General features: G+C 68.7%; 14 protein-coding genes. 6 read left to right on the top strand and 8 right to left on the bottom strand.

The features are described 5' to 3' along the window. Window positions 1-30: 30 nt before the first annotated feature. Together K8640_RS13350 and K8640_RS13345 are read right to left on the bottom strand one after the other, a co-directional pair. Window positions 31-1,179 (bottom strand): mannosyltransferase family protein, encoded by a 1,149-nt coding sequence (locus tag K8640_RS13350; protein WP_223747388.1) that lies wholly within the window; start codon window positions 1,177-1,179, stop codon window positions 31-33. A gap of 160 nt (window positions 1,180-1,339) precedes the next feature. Continuing rightward, the gene (locus K8640_RS13345) at window positions 1,340-1,942 is read right to left on the bottom strand and encodes a hypothetical protein (RefSeq protein WP_223747387.1); all 603 of its coding nucleotides are present in this window, start codon (window positions 1,940-1,942) and stop codon (window positions 1,340-1,342) included. A gap of 482 nt (window positions 1,943-2,424) precedes the next feature. On the opposite strand from K8640_RS13345, the gene K8640_RS13340 reads away from it, so the two are divergent. Continuing rightward, a complete protein-coding gene (locus K8640_RS13340) occupies window positions 2,425-3,690 on the top strand; it encodes a carboxypeptidase-like regulatory domain-containing protein (protein ID WP_223747386.1) in 1,266 nt (421 codons plus the stop codon). Between the two features lie 136 nt (window positions 3,691-3,826). Here the strand turns inward: K8640_RS13340 and K8640_RS13335 are convergent, their stop codons facing one another. Next, window positions 3,827-4,657 (bottom strand): class I SAM-dependent methyltransferase, encoded by an 831-nt coding sequence (locus K8640_RS13335; protein WP_223747385.1) that lies wholly within the window; start codon window positions 4,655-4,657, stop codon window positions 3,827-3,829. Between the two features lie 210 nt (window positions 4,658-4,867). On the opposite strand from K8640_RS13335, the gene K8640_RS13330 reads away from it, so the two are divergent. From K8640_RS13330 to K8640_RS13310, 5 genes are all read left to right on the top strand, one after another. Next, the gene (locus K8640_RS13330) at window positions 4,868-5,410 is read left to right on the top strand and encodes a sigma-70 family RNA polymerase sigma factor (protein WP_223747384.1); all 543 of its coding nucleotides are present in this window, start codon (window positions 4,868-4,870) and stop codon (window positions 5,408-5,410) included. After that, window positions 5,407-6,189 (top strand): DUF4384 domain-containing protein, encoded by a 783-nt coding sequence (locus K8640_RS13325; protein ID WP_223747383.1) that lies wholly within the window; start codon window positions 5,407-5,409, stop codon window positions 6,187-6,189. Before K8640_RS13330 ends, K8640_RS13325 begins: the two co-directional genes overlap by 4 nt. Before the next feature lie 76 nt (window positions 6,190-6,265). Then, complete coding sequence (locus tag K8640_RS13320; RefSeq protein WP_223747382.1) at window positions 6,266-7,279, top strand: hypothetical protein; 1,014 nt, start codon at window positions 6,266-6,268, stop codon at window positions 7,277-7,279. Window positions 7,280-7,549: 270 nt separating this feature from the next. Next, window positions 7,550-9,214, top strand: a complete 1,665-nt coding sequence (locus tag K8640_RS13315; protein WP_223747381.1) for a phosphatidylserine/phosphatidylglycerophosphate/cardiolipin synthase family protein — start codon at window positions 7,550-7,552, stop codon at window positions 9,212-9,214. A gap of 24 nt (window positions 9,215-9,238) precedes the next feature. Further along, window positions 9,239-10,114, top strand: a complete 876-nt coding sequence (locus tag K8640_RS13310) for a hypothetical protein (RefSeq protein WP_223747380.1) — start codon at window positions 9,239-9,241, stop codon at window positions 10,112-10,114. Here K8640_RS13310 and K8640_RS13305 read toward each other — a convergent pair. The 5 genes from K8640_RS13305 to K8640_RS13285 all read right to left on the bottom strand — a co-directional run bounded on the left by K8640_RS13305 (window position 10,092) and on the right by K8640_RS13285 (window position 16,405). Further along, window positions 10,092-11,138, bottom strand: coding sequence for a ferritin-like domain-containing protein (locus tag K8640_RS13305; protein WP_223747379.1), 1,047 nt, complete (start codon window positions 11,136-11,138; stop codon window positions 10,092-10,094). The genes K8640_RS13310 and K8640_RS13305 overlap by 23 nt on opposite strands. A 159-nt stretch (window positions 11,139-11,297) precedes the next feature. Beyond that, entirely contained in the window at window positions 11,298-12,392 is a 1,095-nt protein-coding gene (locus K8640_RS13300) for a hypothetical protein (RefSeq protein ID WP_223747378.1), read from the bottom strand. An 80-nt stretch (window positions 12,393-12,472) separates the two neighbouring features. Further along, window positions 12,473-14,041 (bottom strand): hypothetical protein, encoded by a 1,569-nt coding sequence (locus K8640_RS13295; RefSeq protein ID WP_223747377.1) that lies wholly within the window; start codon window positions 14,039-14,041, stop codon window positions 12,473-12,475. A 150-nt stretch (window positions 14,042-14,191) separates the two neighbouring features. Beyond that, window positions 14,192-14,776: a hypothetical protein gene (locus K8640_RS13290; RefSeq protein ID WP_223747376.1), complete on the bottom strand. Its 585-nt coding sequence runs from the start codon at window positions 14,774-14,776 to the stop codon at window positions 14,192-14,194. Window positions 14,777-15,148: 372 nt separating this feature from the next. Beyond that, window positions 15,149-16,405, bottom strand: coding sequence for a carboxypeptidase-like regulatory domain-containing protein (locus tag K8640_RS13285; protein ID WP_223747375.1), 1,257 nt, complete (start codon window positions 16,403-16,405; stop codon window positions 15,149-15,151). Window positions 16,406-16,473 lie beyond the last annotated feature (68 nt).

Genomic DNA, 16,473 nt, shown 5'->3' with positions numbered 1-16,473 from the left:
GGCGGCCATGCGCCACCGGGGCCCTCGACGTCAGTTGATGGGATAGGAGTGCACGAAGAGGAACACGAGCATGCCCTGGAACAGGGCCATGCCCAGCACCACGGGCCCTCGCAGCGCGGGCCGGCGCGCGAGCCACGCGCCCAGCGGCAGGAACGCGGGCCACACGGCCGCGCTGTAGCGCCCCAGGCCCACCAGGCCCACCGTCCACAGCACCAGCATCAACGGAATGCCGAACGCGGCCAGCGGCCACCACCGGCGACGACGCGTGAGCAGGAGCGCCCCCACGCCCGGGATGAAGGACACCGCCACGTAGAGGCTGACCTCGGGCGCCCAGTCATCTCGGAGCCACCACGTCCCGAGCCCCGACCACGCGCCCGACCACTCGCCGGCGCGGACCTTCCACCACAGCTGCGGGTCGCCGAACTTCCACGCGAGGAAGACGAAGTAGAGCGACGTCACGACCAGCGGCACGGCGAGCGCCAGGATGTCGCGGTGGAACCACGCCTTGAGCCCGCCGCCGCGGGAGCGCAGCTGCTGATAGAGCAGCGAGAGCCCCGCCACGAGGGACAGGTGACGTGACAGTCCGCCGAAGCCCAGCGCGAGCGCCGCCCACCAGTGTCGCCCTCGCACGCTGAGCAGCACCGCGAGCGCGGTGAGGAACACCATCCACGACTCCGGGTAGCCCGCGGACTGGAAGAAGGCGAACGGATAGGCGGTGAAGACCAGCAGGGCCGCGCGGGCCGTGTCCTCGTCCTCGAGCGCGCGGAAGAGCCGATACAGGACGATGAGCCCGAGCAGCCCGGCCACGTTGGCCACCAGCACCAGCGACACCTGGATGCTCAGGCCTGTCGCCTCATGGACCAGCCGCCCCAGCATGGGCAGCAGCGGGAAGAAGTTGGTGGCCTGGGGGCGCTCATAACCCTGCCGGGCGATCTCCGTGTACCAGCCGCAGTCCCAGCGGCAGAACGCATCCAGCCCCGCCGGGCCGGTCTGCTGGAACGGTGGGCGGTGCAGCCGGTTGTCGAACACCAGCGACACCCGCGCGAGCAGCAGCAACGCCAGCCGACTGAAGAAGAAGAGGCTGACGGGGAACGCCAGCTCCGAGCCCAGGGCCCGGAGTCTCACCCGCCAGGGCGCGGGACGCACGGCCTCTTCGGTGACAGGAACGTCCGTGGACATGCGGTCGAGGAATCCCGAGGTGCGAGAAGGGGCGACACCCTACCCCACTCCGGCCCCCATGGCAGCGCCTCCGCTCCGCGCGGAAGCAGGCTGCGTCCCAAGTCCCCTCTTGTCCGAAGCCGCCCGCGTCAGTCCTTGTGTGGGAGGTACACCTGTCTGCCTATTCCTGGGCGGCCGCCTGCGGCGCGGGCTTGGGGCCGTTCTTGGCCGCCTCGAGGATCTTGCGCAGGCGCGTCTGTGCGTCGTCCTCGGGGAGGATGCCGGCCTGCTCCTCGATGGTGGCCACCTTCTTCTGCATCCGCGCCTTCTGCAGCCCGGCCACGGCCTCGCGTGAAGGCAGGTTGGGCCCGAGCTGGTCGAGGACCACGGAGCGGGTCTTCGCCGCCGTGCTCTTCACGACCTGTTCGTTCTGGAAGAGGGTGCCCTTGTCCTCGGCCTGCGACGTACCGGTGCCGTATGCGGAGATGACCTCGCCGCGCACGGTGAAGGCCTTCATGGTGACGAGCTTGCCGCCGCTCGTGCCCACCGCGTCGGAGAGGAAGACCGCCGGGAAGACCCACACGTCCGGGGAGATTCCCTTCCCACGGGCCGCGTCGATGCGCTCCTCGGCGGAGGCCCCCGGGCGCAGGCTCGTCGAGGACAGGCCCTTCACGGGGACGATGCGCAGCCGCGAGTCATGGGACAGCTCGCCCAGGAGCATGGCCTCCAGCTTCTTGCGGTCCACCGACTGGGAGAGCTCCTCGGAGACGGAGGTCTCGAACACGGCGACCTCGATGACGTCCTGGGGCGCGCGAAGACATGTCAGCTCCGGGGGATGTGGCCGGGGGGACTCGTGGCCAGTGAGTGCGCTGAAGACGCGCTCTCCCTGGAAATATTCAGGGGCGCTTGTCTGCCTCGCTCAGGGCGGTGGTACCGTGGACCGTCGCGCCCACGAAGCGCTCGGAGGTCCGCGTCATGCGAGGACGAGGTAGATGGATTGCCGTCACCGGGCTGGCGGTCTCGCTCTGCGCGGCGGCGTTGGTGCGACAGGAGTTGACCCGCGCCTCGCCTCCGCCCGTGTCCACCACCACCCCGGCGCCGCTCCCCGAGCCGGTAAAGCCCGCCGTCCCCAGAGAGTCCCCACCCCGCCTTCCTCCCTCCCTGGACGGCAGGGGAAGGGCGCAGGTCCGGGTGGTCTCGGCGAAGGATCAGCGGCCGCTCCCAGGCGCCACGGTGGCGCTGCTGAGAGATCCCATCGACGTCTCAATGCCAATGGAGACGGCCGTCACCGACGCCCAGGGCGTCGCGCTCTTCTCCGAGGCGCCGACGGGTGTTGTCCATCTCTGCGCCCGGGGTGTCGGACACGGCGAGGCCTGTGAGCACGACCTCGGGCTCGTCGCGGGCGGGAGCATCTCCACGGTGCTGGCCTTGCCTCCTGGGGCGACGTTCAGCGGACAGGTGCGCAACCTGGATGGCACGCCCGCGGTGGGCGTGAGGCTGATGGCGCTCAGCGTTCCATCCCACCCCCGGCAGATGCCCACCCAGGCGGTGACGGATGCGAATGGCCGCTACATCCTGGACGGCGTCACTCCAGGCATGGTGCGAATCCATCCATTCACGGCCGAGGCCCAGGCCCATCCGCGTGAGGCGGAGGTCCAGGCCGAGGCGTGGGCGACGCTGGACATCCAGCTCGCGGGCTTCACCCCGGTGACGGTGAAGCCCCGGCGCAGCCGCAGCGCCAGGTGGCGCCACTTCCAGCCGGCCGCTGACGACGCCATCGATGCCGTGTCGGTGGGCGTTCCCCTGCGACGACAGGACGACGGCACGTGGACAGGCCTGGTCGAGGCCGGGAACCACACCGTCGCCGTCACGGGCTACCACGGGTGGCGCGACTTCCACGGCGGGAAGGAGGTGGCGCTGAAACCCGGAGAGCCCGCGGTCGTGCAGGTTCCCTACGACCCGAGTTCATTCCACGTCATCGGCCCACCGCATGCGCCCACGCCCCGGTACTTCGAATTCGCCGGACACGTCCTCTTGCCCGACGGCACGCCGGCGCAGGGAGCGCGCATCGCGGTCGCGCAGCCGCCGACGTACTGGCTCCGCTGCGGGAACACGACTCCGACCTACCATCACGTCCGGTTCGAGGGCTCCGGCTTCGCGGTGAAGCCCGCCGCCGGACATCGGACCGTCCATGCGTGGCTCGACGATGGTCGCTCCGGAAGCGTGACGGTGGAGGGCAAGGAGGGCGAGCGCATCGTCGCCGACATCCGCCTGGAGGACACGGGCGCCGTCGTGGGCAGCCTCGACCCGCCGGCCGAACCCTACTTCGCACAGTGGCCCTCCATTCGTGTCTGGGATGACGACGACCGCCCGCTCAAGCGCATCACCGGGGACGGACGCTTCATCATCGCGGGGCTTCCGCCGGGCGACCACGCGTTGAGCCTGGAGCAGGACCCCAAGCGGCATGCCTTCGTCATCCATCCCGGGCAGCGAACGGACCTGGGACACCTGCGGTACGAGGTCTCCCAGTAGGGGCCGTCGCGTTACTTCGACTTCGTCAGGACCCCGTGCGTCGCATGGGCGGTGGCCACGTGCTCGGTGCATTGGTAGCCGAGGGCCACCGTGTCGATGCCGAGGAGCACGGGGAGATGGCCAGGTACTCCGGGCCTCACGCGGCGCGCTCCAGCACCCAGACGCCATAGGTCACCTTCCCGAGCAACAGGAAGATGTTCCACTCGTCATAGGCACACAGCACATCGAGCGCGTCGGCCCCCAGCCGGGACTCCATCTGCTTGCGCGCCCGCCGCACCTTCGCCAGCCGGAGCGCGTGGCGAGCCATCCCCTCGTCGAGTTCCTCCAGGTACGGCGAGCCCTCGTCCGTCGTCGTGCCGAACTCCACGATACGCAGCCCGGCGGCAGCGCAGGCCGCCGACATCCGCTCACGTGACAGCGTCGCGGGGTTCAAACCCAACCGCCAGGTGACGCGCTCCGCCTCGCGAGGCTCCAGCAGCTCCGTGGCCAGCGCGCTGCAATTCATCATCGAACCACCCGGGCGAAGGACACGCGCGCACTCCTTCATCGCGCCCTCCAGGTCCTCGGCGTGGTTGAGCATGTCCAGACACCAGACGAAGTCGACCGAAGACGTCTCCAGCGGCAGCCGCTCGATTCCGCCCCGCGCGAAGCTCACCCGCCCCTCCACCCCTTCCCGTCGGGCCCGCTCCGCCGCGAGCGACAGGTTCTGCTCCAACGGGTCCACCCCGACGACGTGCCCCTCCAGCCGTCGCGCCAGCGCCACCACCTGACGCCCCTTGCCACACCCGACGTCCACCACGCGCGAGCCCTTCCCCACGCCCCGCCGCGAGGGAATCGCATCGAGGAGCTCCGACATCGGCCGTCCACCGGGCGACGCGTCCAGATACGCATACCGCGTCCCCTCCTCCTCCAGGAATGGCCAGAGGAAGTCATAGAACGCGGCGATCCGCTCTTGCAGGGTCGACATAAGACAGACACCCCAGCAGACCTCCGCCACACAGACAAGCCCCATCCCCAAAGACATCGCGGGAACAACAACAGCCCCGCGCGTCAAGAGGTGAAGCCTGTCCCGGAAAGATGCCCCACGCCGTGATGACCATGTGGCTCGCACCTAGGAACCCCATCCCATCCACCGCGCGGCTCGGCGACACTGGCCGGGGGCCACGTGAGGTCGTACGTGCAACCGAAGGACGAGGACGTCGAACGGACCGAAGGCTACTACCACCGCTATGGCGAGGCCGTGTACCGGCGCTGCCAGCGATTGCTCGGGGACGACGCGCAAGCCTGGGACGTGACACAGGAGGTCTTCCTGCGGGTCCACGTCCACCTGAAACAGGTGCGCGAGGCCACCTCCGCGCTCTCGTGGCTGCTCACCGTGGCGGACCGCCAGTGCTTCTCGCTGCTGCGCCGTCGTCGCACCGAGCGCACCTCCGCCATCACCCTGCGCGCCCTCGTGGACGACGAGCTGGACACCTCGATGGAGCGGTTCGTCACTGACGCGGACCTCCTGAGACACGTGCTCGCCCACTGTCCCGAGGACGTCCAGCGCATCGTCGCGCACCGGTTCCTCGATGAGCTGGAACAGGAGCAGATCGCCGCCCTGCTCGACGTCTCACGCAAGACCGTGCAACGAAAGCTCCAGACCTTCTTCGAGACCGCCCGGCGCCTCCTCGAGGTCTCTGAGAGCGCCGTCTCGTGGAAAGGACCCGCCTCCGCATGAGCCCCTCACCCCTGCCCCGCTTCCCGGGCGTCCCGGATCTCCTGATTGAACGCTACCTCTGCGGTGAAGTGACCCCCGAGGAGGCCCGGTCCATGGAGGAGGCCGCGCGCGAGATGCCCCTGCTCGCGGCCCACCTGGAGGAGCGTCGCGCCGCCCAGAGTGCCTTCGTGCGGCGGCGCCCCTTCACCGTCATCGCGGCACGCCTGCATGAGCTCGAGCCCGCCCCCGTCCACCCCTGGGCAAGGCCGCTGCGCTGGGCCCAGCCAGCGCTCGCGCTCTGTGCGCTGCTCGCCCTGGGCCTGCCGCTCCTGCGCCCCGCGCCGGACGTCGAGGAGCGGATCCGCGTGCGCGGAGGACTGACCACGCGCCTGCATGTCAAACGCGGCGACGCCGTCTTCGAGCAGGCCCTGGATGTGGCGCTGCGCCCCGGAGACCGCGTGCGCCTGGAGGTCGAGGACCCGGTGGGCGGCGCGCTGTACGTGCTCGCCGTCGACAGCCGGGGCCAGGTCACTCCGCTGCATGGCTTCGCGGAGACCGGCGGCGCGCTCCGGCTGGAGCCTGGACGGATGGCGCTCCCCGGGAGCCTGGAGCTGGATGCGGGCCCGGAGCGCGAGGCGCTCGTCTTCGTGCTGACGGCACCCTCCCCCGAGGCCCCCTCACCGACAGCCGTGCGGCGGTGGCTGGAGCAGGCGGCCCGGACCACCCGCTTCCCTCCCACCCTCGAGCCACTCCCGTCCCTGCGCCACGTGGTGCGTGAGCTGCGCCGGGAGCAGCCCTGACCTCTCGTCGCTTCGACATGTCCCACGCCACACCCGTGCCGCGTCTTCCGGGATGAACCCACCACGGGAGCGAAGCATGACGAGACGATGGCGACACGGAGTGTTGTGCCTGGGACTGCTGGCCGGCGCATCGATGGGCTGCGGCGGCCTCCTCGGAGAAGAGGGCGAGGACGACGCCTTGTTCAGTGTGGAGGGCACGCTGGTCTCGGCCGAGTCACTCGACGACGCGCGCCGCGAGAAGCTGCGCGTCGCCCTCCATTGGGAGCACTGGCCCGAGGCCACGGCCGAATGCATGAAGACCATCACCACCCTGAAGGACTACAACAAGTGCCTGCGCCTCAGCCCGTCCTCCGCCTACTCGCGGCAAGGCGTGGACGTGAAGGTGAAGGGCCGCTTCCCCAACACCTTCGACATGCCCGTGCGCAAGCTGCCCGAACCGGGCCTCCTCAACGGAGACGAAGGCGCGAAGTTCGGGCTCGCCTACGTGCTGGCCTACGTCGACGGCAATGGCAACGGCAGGCTGGACCCCGTGAGCCGGACCGCGACGAGCAGTCCGGACGAGGTCATCGGACACCAGGAGGGCTACACCCTCGACGCGCTCGTCTACCACTACGTGGTGTATCGCGAGGGCGCGCTCCACCCCTTCTACAACGCCATGTTCCCGCAGTGCCCCGAGCCGCCGCAGGGCTACTCCCTGGTCTCGTATCGATACAAGGAAGACCCGGCGCTGCCACCGGGTCAGACCTACTTCGACGGCTGCGACGTCGACAGCGGCCGCGTGAAGATGGACCTCTTCATCGAACTGGACGGGAGATTCCGCGGGTACGTCTGCGAGCACAACACGAGCGCCCTGCGCACACAGGTGCGCGCCGCCACCGCGACGCCGCCTCCGTCGGGCAGCGAGACGTATTGCAGGAACTTCAGCTTCAACATCCAGGAGCCGGCCCTCTACGTGAACAGGCATCCGGAGCGCTATTGCGTCTCCGCGAACACGGAGGTCTACACGCTGCGTGATGACTGGGACGGAACCTGGGATGACCGCGCCACGCCGCCCGCCTGGTGGCCCTGCGCGACCTCGACCGTCCCCTGATACCCGCCCTGCGTCCCCGTGCAACGCGCCTGCGTCCCGGGGGCAAGCAGCGGGCCTCCACCAGGGTCCTCCTCGCTCCAGAAGCCCGCGGGCTCCCACTGGTACGTGCCTTGCTCAGTGGGAGCCCGCCTCGTGACTCATCCCTGACGAAGTCCCTCCGCGAGAGGTCTCCGGGAAAGCCCCCCCGGAAGCGCCGTCCTGTCACCCGCCGTTCTCCGCGGCCATGTCCTCGTCAGGGCTCGGTCTCGAGGTCCCCCTCGAGGAAGGTCCATGCCCCCGACCCAGAACAACACGGCCGTGTTCCTGATGGACGGCGAAGAGTACTTCGACATGTTCCGCGACTGCCTCTACGAGGTGCGGGACGCGCAGCCCCACGCGAAGACCTATGTGCGCCTGGGCTGGTGGTGCCTCCAGCACGACACCCTGCTCGACCGCCACGCGAACCGGAACTTCGGAGAGGTCCTCAAGGAGGTCGCGGACGCGGGCCACCCCATCGACATCTGCCTCTGGCAACCCGACGACCTCACCGTCAAGGGGCTCGAGCTCGCGAAGATGTCGGACCACTTCTCCCTGCAGACGCTGGCCAAGAACAAGGCCACCCAGGCCCTGCTGCACAACCACAACCAGCGCATCCAGGTGTACCTGGAGAAGCACAGCGGCGCCGGCGTGGGCTACTCGCTCCACCAGAAGATCGCCATCTTCTCCATCGCCGGCACGCTGAAGGTGCTCGTGGGCGGCTTCAACATCGAGCATGAGTACTGGGACAACATCGCGCACTCCCGGCCCTACGGACACTCCTGCCACGACACCGGCGTGCTGCTCCAGGGCCCCGTCACGCTCGACATCGAGTCGGAGTGGCTGCGCCGCTGGAGGAAGCAGCTCCCCACGCTCAGCCTGTTCGGCAAGCCGCACCCCGCCGCCGCCCGCTCCACCCTCCAGGCCACCGCGAATGACCAGGTCATCCAGGGCGGCAACCTCACCATCACCGCGCTGACCACCAACAGCGAGTCGTTCTCGAACCAGACACACATCCGAGACAAGCTGGTGGAGCTCATCTCACACGCGAACAAATACATCTACATCGAGAACTTCCAGTTCTTCAATCCGGAGCTGGTGAAGGCGGTGCGCACGCGCATCAAGCAGATGGGCGCCAAGCAGCTCAAGGTGGTGCTGGTCATCCCGGATCCCCTCCATGACTCCGACAAGGGCGTCACGTACCTGACGCGCATCACGTACGCGATGATGGCCATCGAGAGCGGCTACCTGGACGAGAACTGCCTGGCCGTGGAGGTCATCGACGGCGAGATCACGACACACGTCGACCCGCGAACCCAGGGGACGAAGACGTACTCCAAGGACGACTACGTCTGGGAGGTGTACGAGCCCTCCATCAACCTGCATGACTGGCCCCAGCAGGACTACCGCCTGCGGCTGACGCACAAGAAGACCCAGGCGAGGACGGAGGTGCGGCTCGACGCCGTCCTGAGGTTCATCCACAAGGGGACGGGCCAGAAGAGCAAGGCCCAGCCCAAGCACGACGACGTGGCGCCCAAGATCCAGGTCTACTTCCCCTACCGCTACGGGGGCATCAACCAGGCACCGGAGACCGTCTACCTGCACACCAAGCTGATGATCATCGACAGCCAGCACGTGGTGCTGGGGAGCGCGAACTTCGACTGCCGGGCCATGGACTACGACGGTGAGCTGGACGTGCACATCGACGACGCCGCCTTCGCGACCACCGTCAAGGCGAGGCTCGTCAACCACTACGGCATCCACGGGATGTATGAAGTCCCGCGCGCGTGCTGGAATGACTCGGCCGAGGAGCGCCACCAGGCGAACTGCGTGGGGCTCGCGCGCAGGGACCCCAAGGACCTCTGGGCCATGTTCGAGAACGTGGGCAGTTCGAAGAAGTTGAAGTTCACCTGGCTCTGAAGCCAGTCACGCCAGGAGCCACACATGACCCTCATCGGACAGTTCAACAACAACGGCACGCGGCTGAACCTCCTCCAGAAGAAGCCGCTGTTCCTCCACCACACCCACCGGCCCGCGCCCGGCTGGTACAACCGCACCAAGCCCCTGGCCGGGAACGCCCCGTTCGTGCACCTGCTCGCGACCGACGTCGCGGCGATGGTCGTCGGGGGCGTCGTCGGGGCGCCCAACAACGCCGTCATCGAACAGAACAACATCGACATCTACCTGGACATCACGGCGGGGAAACAGGCCTTCTTCAGCAACGCGCCAGCCAACGAGCTCCACGCCTATCAAGTCAATCCAGGAGGGGCGCTGGCCTGCCAGTACTTGAGCTGGGAGGACTCCTGCATCGTCTCGATGGACCTCTCCAACGTGGGGCCGCCCCTGATGATGTCGGGCCCGTTCAACGGCTGTCATTTCTATGTGACGCAGGACACCGTCACGAACCAGGTCCGGGTTCATCACGCGAACGCCAACAAGATTGGCATGTCGACCGACCACAATCGGCCGGACCTGGCCGAGGCCTACATGGACGGGTTGATGGCGGCGGCGCAGGGCCCCAACGAGGTCATCACCCACCAGATGCGCAAGGACGACTACCTGGCCAGGGTCTGGGACCCCATCGCGGGCGCGAAGGTCGAATCCCCGGTGACGCTGGCCTACCGCAACTACAAGCAGGGACAGGGCCGCACGAACGTCGCGCTCCATGAGACGATGTGCCTGGTCTTCGGCATCCGCACCGCCGTGAACACCTGGGACTTCTTCTTCCACGTCGCGGGCGTCACCGACTACAACCGCTCCGGGCTGCGCTCGAACCGTCAGGGCTACCTGAAGACCGTCATACCGTGGCAGGCGATTTGAGCGGGGCCCCGCCTCCTCCGTCATCCGCCCGAGGCGCGAGGCCCGGCTCGAGCAGTGCCAGCGCCCGGGCGCGCGTCCGCTGGATGCACTCGCGGGTCCAGTGCCCCAGCTCCGCCTGGGATAGCAGGCCGTGCCGCGCCAGGAAGTCCTCGTCCACGCCCGGGATGGGCGGGAGCGAAGGCGTGCTCCGCGCGTCCAGCTCCGACAGGGCCCGCCGCAGGCCGGCCTCCGCGCTCCCGGCGCCTCGCTCCAGCGCGAAGTCGAGGACTTCCCAGCCCAGCTCGGCGTGCCGCGCCTCGTCCTCGGCGATGACCGACAGCGTCTCGCGCACCACGGGGTCCGCGGCACGCCGCGCGCCCTCCGCGGCCACCAGGGAGGCCACGCCCTCCGCGAGGCACCCGTCCAGCAACGAGCCGCGCGCCAGCCGCGCCCAGGCCTCCTCGGAGCCCGTCGCCATGGGCTTCACGCCCTCCTGCTCCAGCTCCGGAATGGGCCCCGCCGTCCAGTCCACTCCCGAGAAGGCCCGGGCGAGCGCGAAACACCTGCGTGCGTGGCGGACCTCGTCCAGCGCCGCCAGGTGGCAGTCCTCCAGCAGCGCCGACGGCGCCCCCATCGCGGAGAGCCGGAGCGACAGCTTCGCGAAGGCTGGCACCGACGCATGCTCCATCCGCGCCGAGGTCATCCACGCCTCCCCGAGCACCGTCCGCTGCCACGTCGTGAGCCCCGAGACCTCCGGCACGGCGTCATCCGCCCAGCCCGCCCCCAGCGCCCGGCGAGCCACGCGGGCACGCCCGCGCAGGCGCAGCACCCGCCCCTTGGAGAAGTTGGTGTTGGAGAAGAAGTCGACGACGCTCCAGACGAGCCACGCCATCCCGCCAGCCGACAACACCCCGCCCGCGATCAGCAGCCCGGCTCCGAGCCGACGCGTCTTCTTCGAGTGGGTCCTGGGGAGCGCGAAGACAATCCCCAGGATGAAGGACACGGCAATCGCACAACCGAGGATTACCGCCAGCTCCAAGGCCATCACATCCCCTTTCCTGGAAGTCAGCCCAGGATGTCATGCACTCCGGATGCCCACCAGGGTGTCAGGGCGTCCGCGCGTGAAGCAGGGGCACCACCGTGCAGGGGACGGCACGCCGGACGGGCGAAGCTGTGCAACCGGCTGCACGGTGGAAGGGGCGGCTCAGTCCTCCACTTCCGCCTCGTCCCACTGCTGGTGGTTGAGGTGGGGGTCGCGGTTCGGGTCGTAGTTGGGGTCGTTCGACGGGACGTATTGGCCGTTGCCGTTCATCCAGTACTGATTGGCGCCCGTCTGGACTTGGTGGCGCGTGCCGGTGGCGGTGTTGCGCACCGTCTCCTCGTCCTTGATGTAGTTCACGAAGCGGTGGTGCATGCGGTCCGACGCGGCGTCGCGGCTGGCGTAGGTCTCCGCGATGGACCTGTTGATGGCGTCGTTCTTCTCGTGGAAGGCACGCTGCTGCGCCTCGAAGGCGGCCTTGTTGGCCTGCATGCGCTGGTGGTGCGCCGCCCAGCTCGCGCGCTCCCGGGCCATCTCGCCCTGGTTGTAGGCCTGGACGTACTGCGGATTGTAGCGCGTGCCCGCGAGCGCCTGGAGGACGACCTTCTTGCTCTCCTCGTAGCGCTCCTTGGGCGCGTCGAGCGCGTGCGTGTAGTAGTTCCAGGACACCATGTTGCCCAGGTCCGTGGCGCTCAGGTGGACGACCATCATGTACGGCTCACCGCGCTTGTCGGTCCACTCCGTCACCTTCGCCAGGAAGAGCTGGCGCATGGGGGCGACCTTGTAGAGCAGGTCCGAGAAGCCCTTGTCGGACGCGGCGATGTCCGGCGCGTCGTATTGCTTCACCAGCTTCGCGCCCTCCTTGCGTGCAATGGGAACCAGGTCCTGCTGGATGACCTGGTCGATGGACTCGAAGCGCCGCATCGGCTGGCCGCTGCGCGCCGCCACCTGCTGCATCATCGGGTCGCCCGAGAACATGAACGTCTTCATGGGGACCATGTAGACATTCACGTTGCCCGGTCCGCTGATGACCGCCTTGCCGTTGTTGACGATCCAGTTGTCCGGCAGCGGCATCGCCGCCATCTCCATGAACTTGTCGTCGAACACCCGGTGCATGACGACCTTGCCGTTGGGTGGCACCTCGAGTCGCTTCTCGACTTCGGGTGCCCCAGGACCCGATGTGTCACCCTCGACCTTGTTCTCGCGACAGCCGCCCACCACGACACACGACGTCACGAGCGGAATCATCAGCGCCTTCATCGGAGTTCCCCCTCCTGGACTGCATTGCCATCCAGGCTACCAGAGGCCCGGTGCGGGGGACACCCGGGCCCCTGGCGGGCTCACAGCTCCGGGAAGACGAGCAGGCCTCGCTGCGAGTCGACCGCGTAGACATAGCCGTCCCCTGGGACGCGGATGCCGACGGCGCCCTCCCAGGAGGAGACGTTGAGGAACACGGGGTCGTGCTCCCGCCAGGTGTGGTGATAGGCGATCTCCCGGGGACGGCTCGGAACGGTGACATCCAGGACGCGCACGCCCTGCTGGAAGTGCGCCAGATAGAGCCGGTTGCCGACGAGCTCCATGTTGTGGATGGAGACCTCCGGCGACAGCTTGTACTCGCCGATGAGGGTGGGGTTCGCCGGGTCGTTCAGGTTGAGCACCCGCAGGTGGGCGCCCCACCCCTCGCCGCCCTCGAACGCGATGAGGTTGTTCTGGAAGTACGCCACGCGCGAGTAGTGGCTCATCGCGTTGGGATACTCGTACGCGCCCAGCTTCTTCACGTTCGCGGGGTCGCGCGCGTCGAGGATGAGCAGGCCCGCGCCCCAATGGTTGACGAAGAGCAGGTGGTTCAGGGAGGTGGCGTCGTGGGGATAGGAGTTGCGCCCCGGCATCCGGGAGCTCTCGTCCCGGTAGCTACCCAGCAACACGGGCTCGCGCGCGTGGGTGACGTCGAAGATGAGGACGTCCCCGTTGTCCATGGCATACAGCCGATTGCCATTCACGAAGAGGGTATGGGTGCTGCGCCGCATGCCGCCCGACAGGTCCTGGATGAGCCTGGGGGACGCGGGGTCGGAGATGTCGAACACCAGGACGCCCCGGGCCGCGCTGGCGACATAGAGCGCGTCGTCCTTCGCCCAGACCCCGTTCCAATAGGCATCATCGGGGTGCGTGATGGACGCCACCAGACGCGGCGCGGTGCGGTCCGCGAGGTCGAAGACGAACAGACCTCCCTCGCCCGGGAAGCCCGCCTCGATGTTCACCACGTAGGCGTGCCCCTTGGTGACGTAGACATCCACCCCCATGCCCGTGTTCGCCCCCGTGGAGGCCTCGCCGATGAGTCGCAGCCCGCCCGAGGACTCTGCTTCCCCGGGCCGGCGGCGGGTCCGGACGCTCTCGAAGCTGAGCACCCGGGGCGGCTTCCCCGCCTCGCAGTAGACGTCACAGCCCAGCACGCGGTCCGTCCCCACCGCCCGGCACCCCAGCTCCGCCGTCACGCTGTAGGGACGGCCGGGAATATTGGCGGTCGACACCAGGAACATCGGGTGGGCCGCCTCCGGTTCGAGGAAGTAGTACCGGCCCAGCAGCTGATCGGTGGCGCGCCCCGGCCCCGTCGAGGTGTCGTGGAAGCGCGCGTTGAAGGGGCCCGAGGTGTCCACGCCCTTCAGGCTCTCCAGATCACAGCCCGTCAGGTCGTAGGACTCCAGCTTGCCGCAGTCATCCGGGGTGCTGACGGAGACCCGGAGCGCGCAGCTCACGGCCGGCGGTGGCCCCAGGTCTCCCGGGTCCGGCAGCGGCGTGCCGGGAGACAGATCCACCGGCACCTCGATGACCTCACGGTCCGGGCTGTCGCACCCGCCCGCGCCAGCGAGCCACCACACCATTGCGACGACGACCCACGTCCACTTCACCATGTCTGCCCCCGGGGATGGGGCCGGCGCGAGCGGGATGGACGTGCACGGAGGAAGGCCGACCCGGAATCCCTCGAACGAACAGGGGCCCTCCCCATATCGCGGGTCCGCGGACGCCGTTCAATCCCTGACATCCGCGCGGGCCCTTGGGCGTCAGAAGATGGTCCGCACGCTCCGGTCCCCGGCGATGTACTGGTTCAGCGTGTAGCCGAAGTCGGACGTGCACGCGTGGTTGAGCTTCCGGACCAGGCCATACAACACCCGCCCCAGAGGCGAGGAGTCGAGCACGGAGCGGACGCTGCAGATCTCCTCGTGCTCGGTGACCTTCAGGTCCTGGTCGAGCACGACCTTGTGCACGGCGTGGTACGTGAAGGTATCCCCCACCAGCGCCTGCCAGGGCCGCAGGGCGAGGAAGTGCTTGAAGACGAGCGAGGTCTTCACCTCGGCCATCACGACGTGGGAGCCATCCGGACGCCGCGACTCGGTGACGTCGCCGAAGGCCATGCGACAATCCGAGAGGAAGGTCCTGTTGACATACACGAGCCGCCGGGCGCGCTCCAGCCCCTGCACCGTGACGAGTGGGTCATGGAACGTGGTGTCCGGGTGATAGTGCCTCGACGCGGCGGCGCGGGGACGGTGCTCATCACAACCATAGAGGATGGGCAGGAAGCTGCGGACGAGCTCGGCGGGCCCCCGGGGCTCCGAATGCAGCGGGGTGGTGTGCGCGACTTCCCTCATGTGGAACTCCTCCAACGACGATGTGAAACCAGACGGCCCGCGGCCGCTCAGCAGGCGCGAGCCAGCGGGCCGCTTCGCGGCGAGAGTCCCGCTCCACCTCGTGCCCCGCCCGCTGGCACTCGGCCGCGGACACGACGCCGCCGACTCCCGCGCCAAGGACAGCCACTCGGAATCGCCGGTCGAAAGCGCGGCCTCTGGGAATGACTCTCATGGGGGTGGCCGATGGTGTCCGCTCGGGCCGGGGCTCGTAATCGCCTGCCGGTCCCGGATGGCTGTCGCCTGCACGACCAAGGCGCGTCCCCGTCCTCCCACGAAGAAGGCCCCGGCGCGCTGGACGCACCGGGGCCCTTGGACTTCAGGGTGTCAGGGACTTCACGGCAGCGGCGGCAGCGTCAGCACGCCGTTGCACTGGCCGGGCGTCGAGGGCACGCCGGTGCCGCCCCAGGGCGCGCCGGTGTTCACCACCACGCTGCCCCCAGGAGGCGGCGGGCAGCCGTAGCCCTGGGCCTGGCGCACGACGATGTTGGCGTTGGCCGGCAGGTTGTAGAGGACGTCCGTGCCCGCGCCCACGCAGATGTTGCGCGTCTGGCTGCCACCGGTGGGGAGCGGAATCTCCAGCTCCAGGCAGATGGGCAGCGTGGTGCCCGGCGGCAGTGAGGCCGCGTTCACGTCGATGCGCAGACAGGCGGGGTTGGTCTTCTCGATGTCGGCGTTGATGAAGCCGACCTCATTGGTGTTGGCCGTGAAGCCGCTGTTGGAGATGCGCGCGCAGTCATCCGCGTTGCAGCTCACCGTCTCGCGGTTGTTGCACTGCACGGGGTTGCTCGTGCGGGTGCCGCTGGTGGGCTGCTGCCGCCACTGGTTGGAGCCCACGGGCATGGACCAGAAGGCGATGTTCGCCGGGGCCGTGGGGGCCAGGTCATTCGTCAGCGGGATGAAGACACGCGCGGTGGCGCCCGGGGCCAGCTTGAGCAGCTGCCCCCTGCCGTCGCGGACCTCCGTGTAGATGGCGCCGCGCGACTCCAGGAACACCTGCTGGCCCGACAGGTTGACGGCGCCGTCGGTGCCCGGCATCGACAACAGGCCCGTGTCGATGTGACGCACGCCCACCGTGAACGGGCCCTGCACCTGCTCACCCGAGGGGCCGCGCAGCGCGGACAGGTTCACCTGGATGGAGGCGCCGTTGCGCGGGTCCGTCACCACGACGGTGCCCGACGCGCTGAACGTCTGCCGGTGCAGCGAGTGCAACACGAAGCGCGCCCCGAGCACGTTGCGTGTGACGGCGCCCACGTAGGGCATGTAGCCCGGAACATCGATGGTCACCGGCGTGCCCATGGGCACCGCCGCCGTCACCGAGAACGAGCCGTCCGAGGCCGACGTCCCCGCGGCGCTGCCGACGCTCACCCTCGCCCCGGCGAGCGGGGCTCCGGCCGCGTTGGTGACGACGCCACAGATGGTGGTGCCGGAGCTGGCGGGCGTACACGTCACCAGCGGCTGTACGTGCTCCACCGCCGCGGGAGCCTCCGCCTCACCCTCGGGCGCACCACAGGCCGCGCCCAGCAGCATCGTGCCGCTCAGCGCGCCACACAGCCACATCCACCGCTTGCTGACCATTGCCGACAGAGACATCACATACCTCCCCGTTGAAGAAAGGCGACACCCCGAGAGCGTCACCTCCTCGCATGGTATGTGATTCA

Source organism: Myxococcus sp. XM-1-1-1, assembly GCF_020037095.1.
Lineage (GTDB): Bacteria > Myxococcota > Myxococcia > Myxococcales > Myxococcaceae > Myxococcus > Myxococcus fulvus.
This window is presented reverse-complemented; position numbering and strand designations above follow the sequence as displayed.